This is a genomic window from Chitinophagaceae bacterium (assembly GCA_016710165.1).
In the GTDB taxonomy this organism is placed as follows: Bacteria; Bacteroidota; Bacteroidia; order Chitinophagales; family Chitinophagaceae; genus Ferruginibacter.
In genome coordinates this window covers 221,078-239,438 of the sequence record JADJLJ010000005.1, presented here as the reverse complement: position 1 = coordinate 239,438, position 18,361 = coordinate 221,078, and the positions used below count along the sequence as shown (strand labels likewise).

General features: G+C 46.5%; 15 protein-coding genes. 5 read left to right on the top strand and 10 right to left on the bottom strand.

Annotated elements, in window-relative coordinates:
- Window positions 1-32: 32 nt before the first annotated feature.
- From IPJ02_17150 to IPJ02_17135, 4 genes are all read right to left on the bottom strand, one after another.
- Window positions 33-926 carry a class I SAM-dependent methyltransferase gene (locus IPJ02_17150; protein ID MBK7377203.1) on the bottom strand — a complete coding sequence of 298 codons (894 nt, stop codon included), beginning with the start codon at window positions 924-926 and terminating at the stop codon, window positions 33-35.
- Window positions 927-933: 7 nt separating this feature from the next.
- The gene (locus IPJ02_17145) at window positions 934-1,551 is read right to left on the bottom strand and encodes a hypothetical protein (protein ID MBK7377202.1); all 618 of its coding nucleotides are present in this window, start codon (window positions 1,549-1,551) and stop codon (window positions 934-936) included.
- 92 nt (window positions 1,552-1,643) lie between these two features.
- Window positions 1,644-3,374, bottom strand: coding sequence for a TonB-dependent receptor (locus tag IPJ02_17140; GenBank protein ID MBK7377201.1), 1,731 nt, complete (start codon window positions 3,372-3,374; stop codon window positions 1,644-1,646).
- A gap of 105 nt (window positions 3,375-3,479) precedes the next feature.
- Entirely contained in the window at window positions 3,480-6,545 is a 3,066-nt protein-coding gene (locus IPJ02_17135; GenBank protein MBK7377200.1) for a tetratricopeptide repeat protein, read from the bottom strand.
- A gap of 192 nt (window positions 6,546-6,737) precedes the next feature.
- Between IPJ02_17135 and IPJ02_17130 the strand changes: the two genes are divergently transcribed.
- Entirely contained in the window at window positions 6,738-7,145 is a 408-nt protein-coding gene (locus IPJ02_17130) for a DoxX family protein (protein ID MBK7377199.1), read from the top strand.
- Window positions 7,146-7,170: 25 nt separating this feature from the next.
- Window positions 7,171-7,590: an acyl-CoA thioesterase gene (locus IPJ02_17125; GenBank protein ID MBK7377198.1), complete on the top strand. Its 420-nt coding sequence runs from the start codon at window positions 7,171-7,173 to the stop codon at window positions 7,588-7,590.
- A 112-nt stretch (window positions 7,591-7,702) separates the two neighbouring features.
- Here the strand turns inward: IPJ02_17125 and IPJ02_17120 are convergent, their stop codons facing one another.
- Window positions 7,703-8,152: a hypothetical protein gene (locus IPJ02_17120; GenBank protein MBK7377197.1), complete on the bottom strand. Its 450-nt coding sequence runs from the start codon at window positions 8,150-8,152 to the stop codon at window positions 7,703-7,705.
- A 27-nt stretch (window positions 8,153-8,179) separates the two neighbouring features.
- A complete protein-coding gene (gene dacB, locus IPJ02_17115; GenBank protein MBK7377196.1) occupies window positions 8,180-9,589 on the bottom strand; it encodes a D-alanyl-D-alanine carboxypeptidase/D-alanyl-D-alanine-endopeptidase in 1,410 nt (469 codons plus the stop codon).
- A gap of 46 nt (window positions 9,590-9,635) precedes the next feature.
- On the opposite strand from dacB, the gene IPJ02_17110 reads away from it, so the two are divergent.
- The 3 genes from IPJ02_17110 to IPJ02_17100 all read left to right on the top strand — a co-directional run bounded on the left by IPJ02_17110 (window position 9,636) and on the right by IPJ02_17100 (window position 13,655).
- On the top strand, window positions 9,636-10,883 hold the full coding sequence (locus tag IPJ02_17110; protein MBK7377195.1) for a CinA family nicotinamide mononucleotide deamidase-related protein: 1,248 nt from the start codon (window positions 9,636-9,638) through the stop codon (window positions 10,881-10,883).
- Window positions 10,884-11,076: 193 nt separating this feature from the next.
- Complete coding sequence (locus IPJ02_17105) at window positions 11,077-12,429, top strand: 2-oxo acid dehydrogenase subunit E2 (GenBank protein ID MBK7377194.1); 1,353 nt, start codon at window positions 11,077-11,079, stop codon at window positions 12,427-12,429.
- Window positions 12,430-12,851: 422 nt separating this feature from the next.
- Entirely contained in the window at window positions 12,852-13,655 is an 804-nt protein-coding gene (locus IPJ02_17100; GenBank protein MBK7377193.1) for an alpha/beta hydrolase, read from the top strand.
- Window positions 13,656-13,708: 53 nt separating this feature from the next.
- Here IPJ02_17100 and IPJ02_17095 read toward each other — a convergent pair whose 3' ends face one another.
- The 4 genes from IPJ02_17095 to IPJ02_17080 form a co-directional block, all read right to left on the bottom strand.
- Window positions 13,709-13,975, bottom strand: coding sequence for a hypothetical protein (locus IPJ02_17095; protein ID MBK7377192.1), 267 nt, complete (start codon window positions 13,973-13,975; stop codon window positions 13,709-13,711).
- Entirely contained in the window at window positions 13,966-14,466 is a 501-nt protein-coding gene (locus IPJ02_17090) for a gliding motility-associated C-terminal domain-containing protein (protein ID MBK7377191.1), read from the bottom strand. The genes IPJ02_17095 and IPJ02_17090 overlap by 10 nt, the downstream gene beginning before the upstream one ends.
- Before the next feature lie 84 nt (window positions 14,467-14,550).
- On the bottom strand, window positions 14,551-15,177 hold the full coding sequence (locus IPJ02_17085) for an SDR family oxidoreductase (GenBank protein ID MBK7377190.1): 627 nt from the start codon (window positions 15,175-15,177) through the stop codon (window positions 14,551-14,553).
- A gap of 84 nt (window positions 15,178-15,261) precedes the next feature.
- Complete coding sequence (locus tag IPJ02_17080) at window positions 15,262-18,246, bottom strand: prolyl oligopeptidase family serine peptidase (protein MBK7377189.1); 2,985 nt, start codon at window positions 18,244-18,246, stop codon at window positions 15,262-15,264.
- Between the last annotated feature and the right edge of the window lie 115 nt (window positions 18,247-18,361).

Below are 18,361 nucleotides of genomic sequence, written 5' to 3'. Positions count from 1 at the left end.
GATGCTGAATAATACGGGATTGATCCGGGCCTTTAATTGCTTTTACAGATCACATAGATTACCGAACTGCATTTTTTGGTATTGCCCCATGCCTTTAGGTTGGAAAGAAAGCCATTGATAACAGCTTTCAGAATATTTCCCTTGCCATTCTTATATTTTTCGCTCAGCATGCTCACATAAAAACTGTCGAACCACATGGGTTTGCAGGTAATAAGTCTTAAGTCATAGGTTTTAAGTAATTTTTCCATGCTCTCTGGTGAGAAATGGTACAGGTGACGCGGCACATCATAAGCTGCCCAGTATTCTTTATAGATATCCGCATCTTTAGAAGTGTAATTAGGCACCGCAATGAACAATTTTCCTTTTTCGGTAAGCAAGCCGGCTATTTGTTTTATGTATTCATGCAGTTCATGCACATGTTCCAGTACATGCCACATCGTGATGGCATGAAAGGTACCCGGGGCCAGTTCAAATAATTTACCAGGCTCCTGCGGATCAATTCCATATAACTCCACCGCCTTCACCCTTGCAGTTTCGTCCGGTTCCAGCCCGGTTATCGCCCACCCGGCTCTTTTCATCGTATCTAAAAAAGCACCTGTGCCACAACCAATATCCAATACCTGTCCTTTTTTTAACCCGGTCGCATGCATCACCAGTTTCATTTTAGAAGCGAGTGTACGCTTCCTGACAAGGTGATAAAGATTATTGATGAGTCCTTCCCGGGTATCGCTGTGAGATATATAAGCGGCAGAAGCATAGTAAACACCGATACCAGCCTGTGCCGGTACATCCTGGGTAAAACGGGCTGTGCAGGCATTGCACTGCCACACCGGAAATACTTCCTGTGAAACGGTGTGGTCTTTTGCTTTTAACGCAGGCTGAATGGAATCGCTTTTACAAACAGGACAATGGGTATAATGGATCATGCAGGAATTAAATTTTAACGGCGTTGCCTAAATGAGAAGCGCTGTTCTCATTGCTGAAATAAATGACCAGGGCCAGCAAGGCCAATACGCCTAAAACAACGGCCCATACCCACCAGCGGTCTTTCACCGCTTCGTCCTCCGAAAAATATTCGGTCATCATGGTGTTCGTGGTCTCCTTATCCCCCACCAGCATGCTGTGTTCGGCATTTGGATGTATCACCCGGATGGCTGTCACCGGTTGCATGAAAACCCCCGGCAGTGCCGACTGTTCAAAGATGGTATTGCCATGTTCATCTACAAAAAAATCACCAATGCCCGGCAGTGCTGCTTTTGCGTTGGCTGATATCTCATTTTTCAGGCTTGCCGAAAAATCCCTGAGCGATGCAGTTACGTCACGCTCATTTGCATGCATTTTTCCTGCAACATAATTCACAAAGTTTGCAGCATTCATTTCTTTATCGCTGAAATGGATGAGCTGCCGGGGAGCACGGATCAGGTGACTGGTGAAATCGGCTTCTGCACCGGCTGATACCATGGTCAAAGAACCAAAGCCCGGCAACGGGCAATTTTTATACTGGAAAAGATATGAAGCGATCAGTTGATGCATGGTAGCTGGCAGGGACAAAGATATGCTCTACGAATGAGCCGGGCAAATACCCGGTGGGCATAAAAAAACCGGCTGAAGTTATCAGCCGGGACCGAATATAGGGTACGGTATTAAAAATTCACTCGTATGCCACCCAGCAGGTTGAGGCCATACACTTCGTAATTATGCCAGCGCTGGTATTTGGTATTGAAAATATTATTCACATCCATCCAGGCACTGAACATCTTGCTGATCTTAAATTCAATGCCTGCACTGAAGTCGGAACCCGGTGCAAATACCCTGCTCACATTTCCCTTATCCAGGTAATGGCCGCCGCCGAATGCATAGAAATCGGCTTTCAGCAATACCTGCTTAAGCGCCCACCACCGTAAAGAACTGGAGAATTCCATCGGGATCGTATTCCATGCCCTTGCATTCCTTTTCATCCCGGTGTATCCGTTGAAAGTTAAACCGGCTGTAACGGTGAACTTATCCTGGTTTATATAGCTCACGTCGCCGTGAACACGGAAATTACGGACGCCGGTCTCGTTACTGATGACAAACGATTTATTATCGGTTGCCGTATCATTGATGAAGAAAGGGAGGTTGGTATAGGTTACCAATCCCGCTTTTGCATTAAAGTTAAAATGCTTGCCCAGCGTTGCTTTGATGCCACCGTAATATTCAACCTCCTTCGTGTTCAGTTGTGCGGTGAATGTTTTCAGGTACGGATTGATCTCCGACAGGTTGCGGTACGTATTCTTTGTAAGCCTTCCCACCCATCCCGCCTGGAATGCAAAGATATTTTCAGCGATCTGTGCTTCGGCATAAACATTGGGCAGCCAGATGAAATTCCCATTATCCCAGGTTGGCAAAATACCCCCGTTGATACTGAACCTGGGTGTGGAGAATACCAGTGATGGTCCTACCTGGAACACATTGTTGTTGAGTTTTATCCTGGGGAAAACATCTTTTGTTGTATAAGAGGTAATGTCTGCCTTTCCTTCCACCCGGAATGTAAAAGCTTCTCCGAATTCTTTTTCAACAGGCACCGTAAGTAAAACAGATGTTTCTGCCAGTTTATTCACATTTATAAAATTGCTTACCTGCAGGCTGGGATTATAATTGATGCCGTATTCACCCGTTACCGTATTGCGGATACCTCCCCTCAACGATAGGTCCTGGAACTGCTGGCGCACGTCTTTCCGGGTATATTTATACATGCTGGTATCATATCCGTACAGGAAATTCTCATTCATCCTTACGTCAACACCGGCATATACTTCATTCTTAGGCAGGAAATAACTGCCCGCCGCTTTTACGTGCAGCCTGCTGTAATCCTGGTACTGGATCTTTCCTTTGGAAGAGATGTAATCCGCATACACGTTCGCCAGGAATTTTTTACCATCCCCAAAACTGAACCCGGCGCTTACATACGGCGTAGAGAAATTACCATACCCGGCTTTTACAAAGTTCCGCAGCCCCAGGTATAAATTGGTATCCTGCTCCAGCGCCAGTGGCTTTAATGGAATGGGCTGGTAAGAATAAAATAAATTCTGTGCAGGGATATCATACGTAAGTACGGGCCTTGAAGTATCGCCGCCCAGGTGTGAAGCGGAGAAATTCAACTTAACTGCATTCCGCAAAACGGGTTTGTAGGATGAAGTAATATCAATGGTCGTCGTTTTTTTGACCGTATCTTTTTGTGCACTGCTAAAAAGAGGCAATAAGCAGAAGGCAATAAATAACAGGAAAAAAGCCATAAAGAGCCTGTGTCTTTCCAGGTCCGATACCTGTACACCTGCAGGCGGGTTTAATTGCTGAACATTGATCATTGAATTTTGCCTATTTAGAATTTTCATTTTTGTTGTTTTTTGAAAGACTCCCGGGTCTAACTCCCGATTCCTAACTTCTAACTCATAACTCCTAACTCATAACTCCTAACTCATAACTCCTAACTCATAACCTTAACTCCTAATTCCCTCCCACTTTACTGACAGCCTTTTCTTCCTCGATGGCCTTTCAAGCTTCTGCTGGGCTTCCTGCTTCAGTTCGGGTATCACCGCATTTTTAGCCACGCTTTCGTACGTAGCTTTTGCATTGAAATAATCTTTCTGCTGCATGAAAATATCCCCGAGCAGGATATAGCTCTTCGTTACCCAGTTATCATAAGAGCCTGTTTCTTTGATCACAGCCAGTGCCGATCTTTCAGCAGCGCTGAAATTGTTCGTTGTAAACAGGCAATGGGCGATCTCGAACCGGGCTTCGGCGCCCCAGGCCGATTTGTTGATGGATGCACAGGACTTGAACGATGTGATGGCGCCGGCACAATCATTCTTCAACTGCTGCGATTTTCCCAGCACCAGGAATGCGATCGACCTGTCGTCGGTAGTAAGGCCTTTCCTGGTGAGCAGTTTATTGGCGGCCTCGTTGGCCAGTGTATAATCCTTCAGCAGGTAATAACAACGTACCAGCCCCCTCAACGCTTCCAGTTGATTATCCTGGTTCACGGCGCCGGCGGTCAATGATTCAAAGTATTTTTTTGCCGCAGCATAGTCTTTCAGTTCAAAATAATTTATCCTGGCTGCTTCCAGGGTTGCTTTTTCAAAGTAACGGTTCAGGCCTTTGCTGTTCACATAATCGTAACCGGCCAGGGCCTTCTGCCAGTCTTTGCTCTTCAGGTAACATTCACTGCTGAAATAATTTGCTTCCAGCGCATACGAACCGTTGGGGTATTGCGACAGGTAATTCTTAAACCCGGCAATGGCCGCATTGCAGTCGGCTGCATTGTATTTTAATTCTGCTGAAGCATAGGTGAGTGAATCCGCCTCGGAAACCGAAATATTCTTTCCATTCTTACGCATCATTTCTATGTAATCGTTCGGCCTGCCTGTTTCCACGTATATGTTCTTCATGATGTCCATGGCTTCATCGGCCTCAGCGGATCGCGGATATTTCTGAATGAGCGCCTGGTAATTATCCAGCGCCTCCGTATTGCGGTTCATGTTGTAATAGCACAGACCAAGTTTTAAGTATGCTTTCGGCTTCAGGCCACCGGCTTCTGCAGAACTGATCAGTGTATTCAGGTAAGGAACCGCCTCGTTGAATTTTTCATCGGCAATATAGGTCAGGGCGATCTCCATGTTCACGTCGGGCACCATATTGCTCTTTGGATATTGCTTTAACAATGCATTCAGCGTCCGTATCTTTTCGGAGGAACTCTTTACGCCTGCGATCAGTGATTTCTGGAACATGGCATAATCACTCTGCGGCAGGGCATTGTTCACCACGTTATCATACATGCTGTTTGCTTTTGCAAACTCCCTGTTCATAAAATAGCAGTCGGCGCTGCGTACATACGCATCCTGGTCCATGAATGGGGAAGTGACCGAAACTGTTTTTGCCACCTGTTCAAAAAAGCCAAGCGCCTGTTTGTAATTCTCTTTTTGCAGCCAGCAATAACCCAGGTTGTACCTGGCAGCCGCATTATTTGCCTCTCCCTGGGCGGGAACATTTGCCTGCAGGTAAAGGTTCAGGTACCTGATCGCCCCGTCATATTCGTTGTTCCGGTAAGCGATCTCCCCTTTCCAGAAATTGGCATAGGGTGTAACCGGAGAGGCAGGCAGTTGAAGGATCTTCGTCAGCAATTCATCGGCCTTTTTCACCTGCTGGTCATTGATCAGTTCCACTGCCCGTCCGTACAGGATACGCGGATAGGCTTTCTGCATGGAGGCCGTGGGTTTATCAAATGACTCATAGAGGTTCAGTGCATCTGCAAAATTGTTGGTATTGGTAAGCAGGTTCACCAGTATCTCTTTTGCCTCGGTATCGTATTCGCTGTTTGGATAATCCTGCAGGTATTTCTTCATCTCACTAAGGGCAATGTCCTGGTAGCCCAGTTCGTAAGAAAGCTTGGCATAATTGAACCGTGATACCTGCTGCTGGACCTTATTGGAACTGTTGTAGACGCTGTACTGAAATGCATTACGGGCATTTGCTTTCTGGTTGGTTCGTAAGTAACAGTCGCCCAGCAGGTACATGCTGTTCTGCCCCATCGAGTCCCGTTCGGTACTTAACTGTTTGAACCCTTCAATGGCTTTGCCCAGCTGGTTGGCATCATAATAACAATAGCTCAGCTCATACATCACTTCCTTGCTCACTTTTTCGCTGCTGTTCACATAGGCTTCCAGTAGTGGTAAAGCCCGTTTATAGTTCTTCTTCTCAAAATACAACTGGCCAATGAGCAGGTTCATCTCTTTCTGATAGTACAAAACACCGGGCCGGGCAAGAACGCTTTCCCCATACCGCAATGCTTCGTCCTTCTTTCCCTGGAAATAATAGATCTCCGCAATATAGTATGGTACCACTCCCTTATAGGCTTCCTGCGTTTCCACCAGCTTGAATGCCTTCAATGCTTCGTTGAACCGGCGGTCGTAATAACTGATGAAGCCATAGTAATAATTGGCGGGTATATAATACTTATTGCCGGGTAACTGGTGTATCTCATCAAACAAAGGTTTGGCCTGGTCAAACTGTTTGAGGTTGAAATAACAATATGCTTTTTCAAATTTTGCATCCGCGATCTCGGCATTACTTAAATTTTCCAGTCCTGCCCGTTCGTAATAATTAATGGCATTGCTGAAATCTTCCCTGGTAAAATAAAATTTTGCCAGGTGGTAACTCATCAACTGCCTGCGTGGCTCATTATTCACCACGTTGATGTAATGCCTTGCCTGTTGTTCGGCAACGGGCTGCTGCAATTTCAGCTGGCAGGCTATGTAATAGTAACCCACATCATCATTGAGGTAGGTATGGTCACTTACCGTATTGTCGGGATATTGTGCCTTCAGTTCAGCAAACAACGGGTAGGCCAGGGCAAACTGCTCCTGTACAAAAAGCGCTTTTGCATCTTTGAATTTTTTTTCCGTGTCTGTGACTGCATTCGTTGGCTGTGAAAGGGCGGATAGGGAAAATGCTGTTGCCAGCAACAGGCATGTAATTCTTTGTTTTATCATGGTTTTGAGTTCGATCATCTTTGCTGCTGCAAAATTACTTACTAAGCTACCGTTACAAACATCGTTCCAAACAGATTGTGAATAAGTGGATAACTGATGTAAACAAAACGAATGTATTTTTACAAGGCTGTTAATAAAATGATAAATAAAAATTGTTTTGGCCTTTTATAACAGTTGATTAAAAAATCAAAAACCCGTTTATAGAACAAAATGAAAAAATTACTCTCTGCAAAGTATTCAGCCGGGGCAGTAACGGCGGCCATGTTGGTCTTACGGCTTGCTGCCGGCATCCTGATGATGAACCATGGATACGATAAACTCGTTCACTTTGGAGAATACCAGCATAAATTCATGAGTTTCCTGGGCATGGGCGGCACGTTATCCCTGGCATTGGTTGTTTTTGCTGAATTCTTCTGCTCCCTGTTCCTGGTACTTGGATTATTTACCAGGCTCGCCACCATACCGTTGATCGTAACCATGGCCGTTGCTCTTTTTGATGCACACGATGGTAAGTTTTTTGGGGATGGTGAAATGGCAGCGCTTTATATAGCCGGTTATCTTGTTTTACTTATTGTTGGTCCGGGAAGGATCAGCGTGGACAGCATGATCGGCAAATAGATTCCCCGCTCAATAATTTATTTACATGTTCATAACCGAAACCCAGATACGGATCCATTACGCCCTCACCGACCAGATGGGCATTGTATATTATGGCCACTATGCCCAGTTCTATGAAATAGGCCGGGCCGAAGCCATCCGGCAGATCGGGTATACGTATAAAGAGATAGAAGCAATGGGGATCATCATGCCCGTGGTGGAGATCCACAGCCGTTTCCTGCGGCCCGCCAAATACGATGATCTCATCACGGTAAAGACCACCTTAAAGGAAATGCCTACGCATCATAAGATCGTATTTCATGCAGAGATCTATAATGAGCAGGATGAGTTACTGAATACCGGTGTGGTCACGTTGTTCTTTGCAGATGCAAAGACAATGAAGCGCTGTTCCATGCCGGAAGAGCTAAAGGATAAACTGGCTGGATATTTTGCCCCAAACCCCTAAAGGGGCTTTAGGGTATGATAACCTGATCAGCCTTTATATCCATTCAGCCATAACCCTTTCGTTTTTTACAAGAAATATATTTTACCAGGTTCTCCTTTTGGGGACAGGAGCATCAGACCCTGTTATGATCTGCCTTCCAGTTTTTAATGGCCATTTTAATTTCTTTAGCAGGCATGTTCTCCTCTGCAGCTCTTTTGGCCAATGCAACAAATTCATCATCGCCGGCGAAACGCAGGGCAATGACCTGGCTCATGCTCAGGCGGCTTTCTAACGGTTTACCGGTAGCAATAAAATGCCTGAAATTCTCTTCAGCCCGGATGGCCCGGTCCTGTGCCCTCAATGCAAAAGCACGGCTGTACCACCAAACGATCAGTATCACAAAACTCATCAAACAGACCAGCGATGCACTGTATAAGCCACTATGATCATTACTGCTGCAGTTACTGCAGGCTTTGTATAGATTGATGCAGGAGCCAACGATCAGTGCCAGTATGGCCGTGGGCGCAACAAAATGATAAAAGGGTACATACCTGGAATGATTCTTAAAATTCTGTTCAGACATATGATTGGTTTTGGTTGATGTTTCAAGTTACTTTAAAATATCCAGCAGCTTCCACATTTTTTCCCGGGCTGCCCCGGGGCTGCCGTCGAAATTATTTACGATGAAGGAAAAAGTATATTCAGTACCTGTTTTACTTTTTACATAGCCGGTATAACTTCTTACCCCGCCGATATATCCATCCTTCATTTTAATGCCATTCATTTCGGGCAGGGCATTGTAAAAGGAAGCAAACCAGTTTTGCTGCCGGGCATACTGCATCACCGTGGCCAATGCATGGGTGGTGACCCGGTTGGCGGGCGAAAGGCCGCTGCCGTCCATGATATTCAACGCCGATCTTTCAATGCCCCGCTCCTGCCAGAAGTTCTTGATGATATTGAGCCCGGTATCCGTTGCGCCAAATCCTTTTTTCTCATACGCAATTGTTTTTACAAACGCTTCGCCATACAGGTTCACGCTTTTTTTTAGGAACCAGTAATTGATGCTGTCTAAAGAAGGTGAAACGATTGAAAGTAGTGTCCCCGACTGAACCGGTAGTTTTTCTTTGTTTAAAAAATAGTGATCGCTTGTTTTTGCCCGCCCGCCTAATTTAATATTTATACTGTCGAGGATGCTTTCTGTCATTTTTATAAACGGGAGGGATGCATCCGGCATGGAACCTGAAACAGTAAACGTTTCTTTGCCCGCCGGTATGGTTCCCCTTACATACCCTATTAACCCATCTTCAGGCAGGTAAATAATGGATTGATCCCCGCTTCCGGTCTTGCCAGTCTTCAATTCATTTACCAGTACCGAAACCTCCAAAGGCGGCGCCGTAGCAATGATCCCGACAGAATCGCCCGGTTTTTTACCCGGTCTTAAAATAAGGTCGTACTGATTTTCATGCCAGTTCAACGCCCGGGCTCCGGCGCCGTAGTAATTCCCAACATCTTCCCATATCCATCCTCCTGGTGTAGCCTGGCTTTCCCACTTCGATTCATCAATGACCAGGTTACCATTGACCGAGGAAATATTTTTCTTTTTCAACGCGGTTGCGATCTGTTGTTTTACCATTTCTTCTTTTGTTTTTTCCCATCGCCAGCTTCCCAGGGTCGGGTCTCCATACCCGGTAAAGAGAATATTTCCATTTAAAGAAGTCCCGTCAAAATTTCCACTATATCCCATAGTTGTTTTGTACGTGAAGTCTTTCCCCAGTAGTTCAAATGCACTCACGCTTGTAACCACTTTCTGGCAGCTTGCAGGCGCCAGCCCCACCTGTGAATTTTTATCAAATACAACGTTGCCTGTTTTACTATCCACCACATACAAACTGATGATGGCGTGTTTGAACTGTCCATCCTTTTCCAATCCTTTTAAAGCCATAGATAAACGGGCCTGCACATTCTGCCCGAAAGAAATTGAGCTGACTATTAAACCAATAAACAAATAAACTGTTTTCATACCTTAACTTATCTTGCACTAAAATTAGTCCTTTTTAAAACGAACCATGACACAGGCATCCATCATCACCATCGGCGACGAATTACTGATCGGACAGGTCATTGATACCAACAGCGCCTGGATGGCACAGGAACTCAACAAATGGGGCATACGGGTTGTGCGCCGGGTAGCGGTGGGTGATGTATGGGACGAGATATGGACCGCCCTGGATGAAGAACAGAAATACGCCGATATCATTTTGATCACCGGCGGACTGGGGCCTACAGCCGATGATATCACCAAACCACTCCTCTGCAAATATTTCGACGGAAAGATGCTGGTGAATGAGGCAGCCAGGCAAAATGTGCTGGATATTTTCACCCGGCTTAACCGCCCTGTCATAGAACGCAATTTAAAACAGGCCGAAGTACCGGATGTGTGCACCGTTTTGCAGAATAAAAGGGGCACGGCACCCGGAATGTGGTTTGAGAAGGACGGGAAGGTCTTCGTCAGCATGCCCGGAGTGCCTCATGAGATGAAGGGTATGATGGAAGACGATGTGATACCGATGCTGCTGAAACAATTCAGGTTTCCCGCCATCATCCATAAAACACTACTCACTGCGGGAGTAGGCGAAAGTTTTCTGGCAGAACTAATACAGGATTTTGAGGCAACGCTTCCGGCCCATATCAAACTGGCATACCTTCCCAATTACGGTATGGTGCGGCTGCGGCTTACCTCAACCGGGTTTGACAAAGAAAAAACGGGGAAAGAAGTGCAGGAGTTCTTCGAGACCCTGCAATCACTGGTAAAAGAATACATGGTGACCAACGAAGATGAGCCGGTAGAAAAAGTGGTAGGAAAACTGCTGGTGGCCAAAGGCAAAACCCTGTGTACCGCCGAAAGCTGTTCGGGAGGATATATTGCCCACCTGCTTACTTCCATTCCCGGCTCTTCCGGGTTTTATGAAGGCAGCGTGGTGAGTTACTCCTACAAAGCCAAAGAGGACCTTTTGCAGGTTGACAAAGAAATACTGGAATCGAAAGGCGCCGTAAGCGAGGAAGTGGTATTGCAGATGGCGACGGGTGCGTTAAAGAATATCAGGTCTGATTACGTGATCGCTGTATCAGGGATCATGGGCCCGGGTGGCGGCCTGCCCGGTAAGCCGGTGGGTACGGTCTGGGTGGCATTCGGGAACAAAGAAAAGATCGAGACACAGAAATTATATTTCCGCTTCGACCGGATGCGGAACATACAACTTACAGCAGTAAATGCATTGAATCTGCTCCGCAAATTCATACTGTCAGGATCATAAAGGGAGTTTTACAGATTAAGCCGGAATAATTACCTTTGGCCCGTCTGATGCTTGCTTGGTTTACCTGCCGCTTCCTGTACTGCTGTACAAGTGAGTGATCCTTCGGCTTCGCTCAGGATAAACTCCAGGTGATGCCCTTAAAAACAATTGCTTGTAAAAAATATTAATGCTCAATCTAAAATATTAAATACTCATGAGTTTAGTTGATTTAGTAATGCCGAAACTGGGTGAAAGCATCATGGAAGCCACCATTTTGAAATGGCATAAGAATCCAGGCGATCCCATCCGGCAGGATGAAACCGTGCTGGACATTGCCACCGATAAAGTGGACAGTGAAGTGCCCTCCACTGCCGAAGGTGTTATTGAAGAAATTCTATTCAAGGAAAACGACGTGGTGCCCATTGGCACCGTGATCGCAAAGATCCGGGTTGGCGCCAATGCTGCCGTTTCCGGCAACCAGCCCGCCCCTGCACCCAAACAGGAAGAGTATGAAGAAGCCAGGGTGGTGGAAGAAATCCCATACCAGCCAACGAACAACGAACAACGGACAACGTCAAATACACAAACATCCAAAGTACGTTTTTACTCCCCCCTGGTTTTGAATATTGCCCAGCAGGAAGGCATCGGCATGGCCGAACTGGAAAATATCCCCGGCACCGGGCAGGAAGGAAGGGTGAGCAAGAAAGATATCCTGGCCTATGTGGCGGCAAAGGGAAGCAGCAGCAAGCCGCAAGGGACAAGTCAACAGCCCCAAAGTTCTGCTGTTGTGACAACCGACAACCGACCACAGACCAACGACCAATCATCAACAAACAATGTTCCTGCTGTTTACACCGGCAACGTAGAAGTGATTGAAATGGACCGCATGCGTAAGCTCATCGCCAAACACATGACAGACAGCAAGCGTACTTCGGCACATGTTACCAGCTTTGCAGAATGTGATGTGACCAACCTTGTTCTGTGGAGGGAGAAAGTGAAAAAGGATTTTGAAAAGCGGGAAGGTGAAAAGATCACGTTCACTCCCCTGTTCATTGAAGCGATCGTAAAATGCATCAAACGATATCCATGGCTCAGCAGCAGCGTGGAAGGCGATAAGATCATCATAAAAAAAGACCTGAACATCGGTATGGCCACTGCCCTGCCGAATGGTAACCTGATCGTTCCCGTCATTAAAAATGCCGACCAGCTGAATTTAACCGGGCTCACCAGGCAGGTGAATGGCCTGGCCAATGCAGCCCGTACCGGGAAACTGAAACCCGATGATACCAATGGCGGCACGTTCACGCTGACCAATGTGGGTACTTTCGGAAGCATCATGGGCACCCCCATCATCAACCAGCCGCAGGTGGCCATCATGGCCGTGGGTGCGATCAAGAAAAGGCCCATGGTAATTGAAACACCACAGGGCGACAGTATTGCGATCCGCCACATGATGTATATCTCTTTAAGCTATGACCACCGCATCATTGACGGTGCATTGGGCTCTACGTTCCTGAACGCCGTGTCGAAAGAACTGGAGAATTTTGATGTGAACAGGAGTATATAACCATCATCATCCTTTCTTCCTCGGATTTGAGCATTTTGTACTGGTAAAGTACAGGTAGCCTTCTATTAAGTGATTCATCCGGAAGAGGTAGTACATCCGTTTAATCTTGCCGGCCCATAGCTGTGGGTGCAAGTTTATGTGTTAAATCGCCTTGACAAGCTCAGGCTGACCTTTTCAAACGATGCCTACCCAAAGACTTTAGTACCGGTGTTCACTAAACTCCAGGACATGAAAAAACATCCTTTTCATTTTGATCGCGGTCGGTTGCCAAACCCCTGCAAAAAAAGCCGGAAAACAGCGAAAGCAAACCTGCACAGAAAGTTCCTTATTGAACTGGGTAGAAAGCATATGTTGAGATCACGGGGCCCGGACCAGAACCCGTACTTTTTTACATGGTGGCCCCGGCGCCGCAAACACCGCACTTGCGTTATTTCAATTCCGATCTTACAAAATCGGTCACCCTTGTTTCCTGGGACCAGGCTGGTTGCGGCCAGTCGTACATGAACAACCCCGAACCCAAAAACCTCAGTGCTGACCGGTTCGTGAACGATGCCCATGAACTTACCCAACTGCTCAAAAAGAAATTCAACAAAGACAGGATCTTCCTTGCAGGCTTTTCCTGGGGCAGTATCATCGGGCTTAAACTGGTTGAGAAATATCCCGAAGACTATGCAGCCTATTTCGGCATCTCGCAGGTGATCGACATTCAGCAGAGCATCAAACTTTCGCGTGACTGGATCGCTGAGCAAGCAAGGCTAAAAGGCGATACGAATATGCTGAAGCGGGTATCGCAGCTGGAGAACGGCGATACTTCCTTCTGCAAGAGCACCCTGGAATGCTTCCTGCAGAAATACGGGATGCTTACGGAATACGGCGGCGCCATTTATAAAAAAGGAATGGCTGCCGAAATAGAAAAAGCGGAAAAGAATTACGAAGATTACAGGAACTACGACTGGTTCAAGGCATTCATGTATTCCGCAAACGCGATCGGGGACGACCTGTTCACAACCAACCTGTCGGGGATCAGCCAATTAAAGATACCGGCCTATTTTTTCATGGGCAGGCATGATCATAGCCTGCCAACCATTGTAACGGAAGGATATGTACAAAAACTAAAAGCCCCGGCTAAAGAGATCGTGTGGTTCGAAGAATCCGGGCATGAACCCCTGGAGGAAGAAGCTGCAGCATTCAACAAAGCCATTGCGGAAAGAATACTAAAAAAATGACCGCCGGCGAAAATTTACAGGCTGTATAAAATTTGCTGGTGATCGTCCGGGCATTAAAGAAAGATCATCAGCAAAACCGTGAACAACACAATAAGGATCGAAAAAAGATTAAAAGAACGGGCCTTATAATGCTCGTCTCTCCAGAATATAAAAGACAATATGGGCAAAATGACGAGCAAAGCAAGTGCCGGCAGCCAGAGGATCTCAAAGACAGCCCCAACAAATGCAAACCGGTAAACATCAACCAGGCGGGCCAGCACCCAGAACATGAGCAGGCAGGCACTGAAGATAAAAAACAACTTACCTGTTCTTATAAACATGCAGGCAGTATTTCATTCGTTGTTCCCGTGAACCCTCCCGGTGTCAGCATGTCTTCAAAATAATAGAAACTTTTTGGCGGATTCACCGGGAAACAGGTGAGGCTGAATACCTCTCCGCATTTCCCGATCTTCTTACCCGCCAGGGTTGTGGCCTGTATCCGGTAATAATATTTCTTTGCCGAATTAGCGGTGCTGTAAGGTTGCCATCCCTGCCCCAGTAAAGCTGTAGTGAACAGCACGGTATTGCTCTCATCATAAATGGTAAAAATTATGGAATCTATGTTCTGGGTCACGGGCCTGCAGATGTCATTGAGCCCGTCGTTGTTGGGGCTGAAGGCATTGGGCATGTAAACCCGTCCGTTGTCGCCGCTGCCTGCGGTATCCGTAACCAGGCTGTCGCAGTTAACATGCACCAGGGGGTCGCTGGATTTTGAACAATTGGAAAACAACGCAACCACTGCGATCAAAAGGAGGGTAAGGACCTGTTTCATTATTTTAATTTTAATGCGGCAAGATTTTTTTATAAAGAATAAGAATTTTATTCAGCCTGAAAGGGATCATCCAAGAACAAAAAACTAAGTCGTCAACACCGGAAGTTTTTTCAGGTACGTATTATCTGTCAACTGCCTAAGCATGAAATCTGCAACATCAGCCCGGCAAATTGTTGGCTGACCTTTCATGGAGAACTGTTCGCCCGCTTTGTATTTACCCGTGCGGGGACCATTGATAAGGCGGACAGGATAAACCAGGGTCCAGTCAAGACTGCTTTTACGAAGTACCGCCTCTCCTCTTGCCTTATCTGCGTAGAGGTTTCTTAAAAAAGTACCGAAAATCATTTTCTGTATAAAACTGGCCTGCCTGTTGGTTTCTCCCACGCCAAAACCGGATTCAAAGATAAGCCGTTTTACACCTGTTGCATTCATGGCAGGAACCAGGATATTCATGGCATTGGTGATCAGGTTGTTTGATTTCAGCGACATGCCCCGCCCCAGGGCGCTTACAACTGCATCCTTTCCTTCAAGTGCTTTCATTAAAACATCCTTGTCAAGCACATCTCCTTTCACCACCGTCAACTTTTCATGCTGCAGCTCCAGTTTTGAGGGGTCCCGTACAAAGGCAGTAACCTCGTGATGCTGTTCAAGCGCCTGGGCAACCAATTGTTGCCCGGTACGACCCGTTGCTCCTAATATCAACAGTTTCATTTTCTGAAATTTTAAATGAACACAGAAAATACAACTATTTTACGGGTTGTTCCTAACAAATACCCGGCTATTTTCCGGTAAATACTAATCCAGCCCCCAGTCTTTTCCCTTCTCTGTTGCAGGCAAACCTGCCCGTATCCATTTGGCCGGTTTGGCATCTTTTAAATAATAATCGAAGAACTGGCTCAGCCGTATGGAAAGGTCCTTACGGTTCTTACGCTCCACCAGGTTATGGTCTTCGCCATTGTACTGCAGCATCCATACTTTTTTCCCAAGCCGGCGCAAAGCAGTAAAATATTCAATGCCCTGGTACCAGGGTACAGCGCCATCCGCATCGTTGTGCATGATCACCAATGGTGTATTCACTTTATCAGCCGAAAATAAAGGAGAATTTTTCAGGTAAAGTTCCTGTCGCTGCCAGAGGTTTGCCCCGATACGGCTTTGTGTATGTTCGTACTGGAATTGCCGGTTCAGTCCGCTGCCCCAGCGTATGCCACCATAAGCGCTGGTCATATTGGCAACCGGCGCACCCGCCCATGCAGCCCTGAACATATTTGTTTTGGTGATGAGGTAGGCAACCTGGTATCCCCCCCAGCTCTGTCCCTGGATGGCCATGCGGGCACTGTCAACCCAGGGCATCTTTGAAAGGTATTTTGCAGCACTCACCACACTGTTGTAAGCACTTGGACCGGGCTCTCCATCTTTGTAATAAATATTCGGATCGAAGACCAGGTATCCATTGCTCACAAAATAGGCAATGTTGACCGTGGAAGCACTCGGGGCAGGTGCCCGGTAAGCATACAGGCCATCGGCATTTCGTTCGTAGAAATAAAATATGACAGGATATTTTTTCTTCGGATCAAAATTCTCCGGCTTGAATAATAGACCTTCGCTCATCTTGCCGTCGAACATTTTCCATTTAACCAGTTCCACACCCAACCAGTTGTATTCTTTTTGCTGGCTGGCCACATCACTCAGCTGGGCAAGCATTTTCAGGTCAGCCGTTGCAAAGAGTTCACTCTGACTGATATTGCTTCGCTGAACAATATACTGCTCTGCATCTTTTGCTTTAACCGGGTTGGCGAATAAATACGGTCCCTCGGTAAGCAGCGCCGGGTCTGAGACCTCATCCAGTTTTTTTGTATAAAAGCCGCCGTACTTATTTGATTTGTTCTGGGAACGGAGCAGGATGGTCTCGCCGGCCTTGAAAAAACGTTTCTCCGGATCGAGTCGTACGTAATTAAGATCCGTTTTATGCTTCTTACCCCAGCCATTGCTGATGTTCCTGGGCAACTCAGCAGCAACCGGGTCCACCTGCCAGATATCATATACATCGTTGATGAGGAAATAGCGGTCATTTTCTGTCCAGCCGGTTATGCCCTGCTGCCGGGGATGATCCGGTACATCATTTTCCACATCATAGATCGGTTCTTTTATTTTGTCGGTGATATTTTTTGTGTTCCCCGTTGCCGCATCCCAGGCAAAATAATTTTTTTGTGCCGGGTCATACCAGTAAACAAATTTGCCGGCGGGAGAAGGTTCAAAATTTACGATTGAATTTGCCTTTATCATTCTTCGTTTACCATCTGCCGTGCTGATGGCATAAGCCGTGGTCTTTACCCTTCCCGTCCATTGCGCTTCAACCCGGTTGCCCTTTGTGCTTTCGCCCAGTACCCAGCCGGCATTGCCTTCATCAACCAGTGTTATATTTTCAGCGTCATCTGCACCAAGCTGAACGATCCTGTCATCACCGGGTCTCATTACGGCCATATAACTGCGCCTCAATTCCTGGTCAAGCTGCTTTACCTGTTGCGGTTGAAGGTAATCATCGTTGTAATGCCACACATCCAGTCTTGCCAGTTCAAAATCCACCAGCGTGGTATCCTTTGGCGCTTTGATGGGCGCTGTACCGAAGAATAATTTCTTCCCGTCCTTACTGAAGCGGGGTGCTGCATTTTCGCTGATGGTAAAACCGATCTGCATGCCCACCGTGTTTTTTTCTGCCAGCAGCCTGGCGCTGTCCTGCCCGGTTGTATGATACCATAACTTATAGAACTTCTGGAGGGACTTGGCACTGCTGTCCCGTTCTGCAACAAAGGCCAGCTGCGTCCCTTCTTCATCAAAGCTGAAGTTCTTTGCATCGTTGAAGGCCTTCATCACGGTATCCGTTCTTTCAGAACCAAGATCATATAAAAGAACCAATGCCCTGCTGTTGCTGTCTTTGCTGTTCTTTGTGGTTTCTATCAAGATCCGGGTCCCTTTCTTATCGAAATAATATTCGCTTACCAGTTTGAATGTTTTCTCTTTGTTGTCGCCCATGCGTCTTACAACCAGGTCTGTTCCCTCCGATGCTGCGCCACCGGGTGCATCATCCCCTTCCGCATCCGTTAAACCATATTCATCAAACAGCAGTTCATCCTTTCCTTTCCGCAGTATCTCCCTGGCCGCCTTTTGTGCAGCAGATATCACTTCTTCCCTGGTAACATTTCCCCTGACCGAATCAATGGACTTACGTATCACTGAATCGGCCAGCTTCACCAGTTTATCCATATTCATTTTGGCTGAATCAACCACCACCGGGGGTTTGGTCTTCTTTGTGGTATCGGGCAAAGGCTTTTCCATCTGGTAAGCAACCCAGCCAGAACCCTTCTCCGCAGTTTTAAACCCTTTTACCCGGGCGATCTTCACCACATCTTCTTTACCCAGTTCTAAAATACCAATGGAGTCTTTAGGCATATCATCGGCTTTCTTCTTCTTGATCTTTGCCTGCCGGGTATCCTGGAAGAATGGTCTTATTTTAAATACTAGGTACCGGCTGTCCTGTGTTATCACCGCACCATAAGCACGGGGGATCACTTTCTTATACCTGGTCTCCGGGTTCTGTATCACCAGCTCACCATCGCCTTCCTGGGGATTTACGGCATACACAATATATTTACCGTCATTGCTGATCATCCGTTCGCCGATGCTTTTCCAGCCATCATAAACGGAATGGTCCAATGGTTTTTTATTTTGGGCAAAAAGGTTAATACCGATGAACAGTAAAACCGGGAGAAACAGCTTCTTCATATAGATCGTTTTGGTGCGCTAAAGTTATTGGAAAAGGGTCAGAATAAAACAGCCATTTATCAATTTTGCCGGTAAGACGGTAAGACGGGAAAACCTTTTATAAAGGAGATCAAAT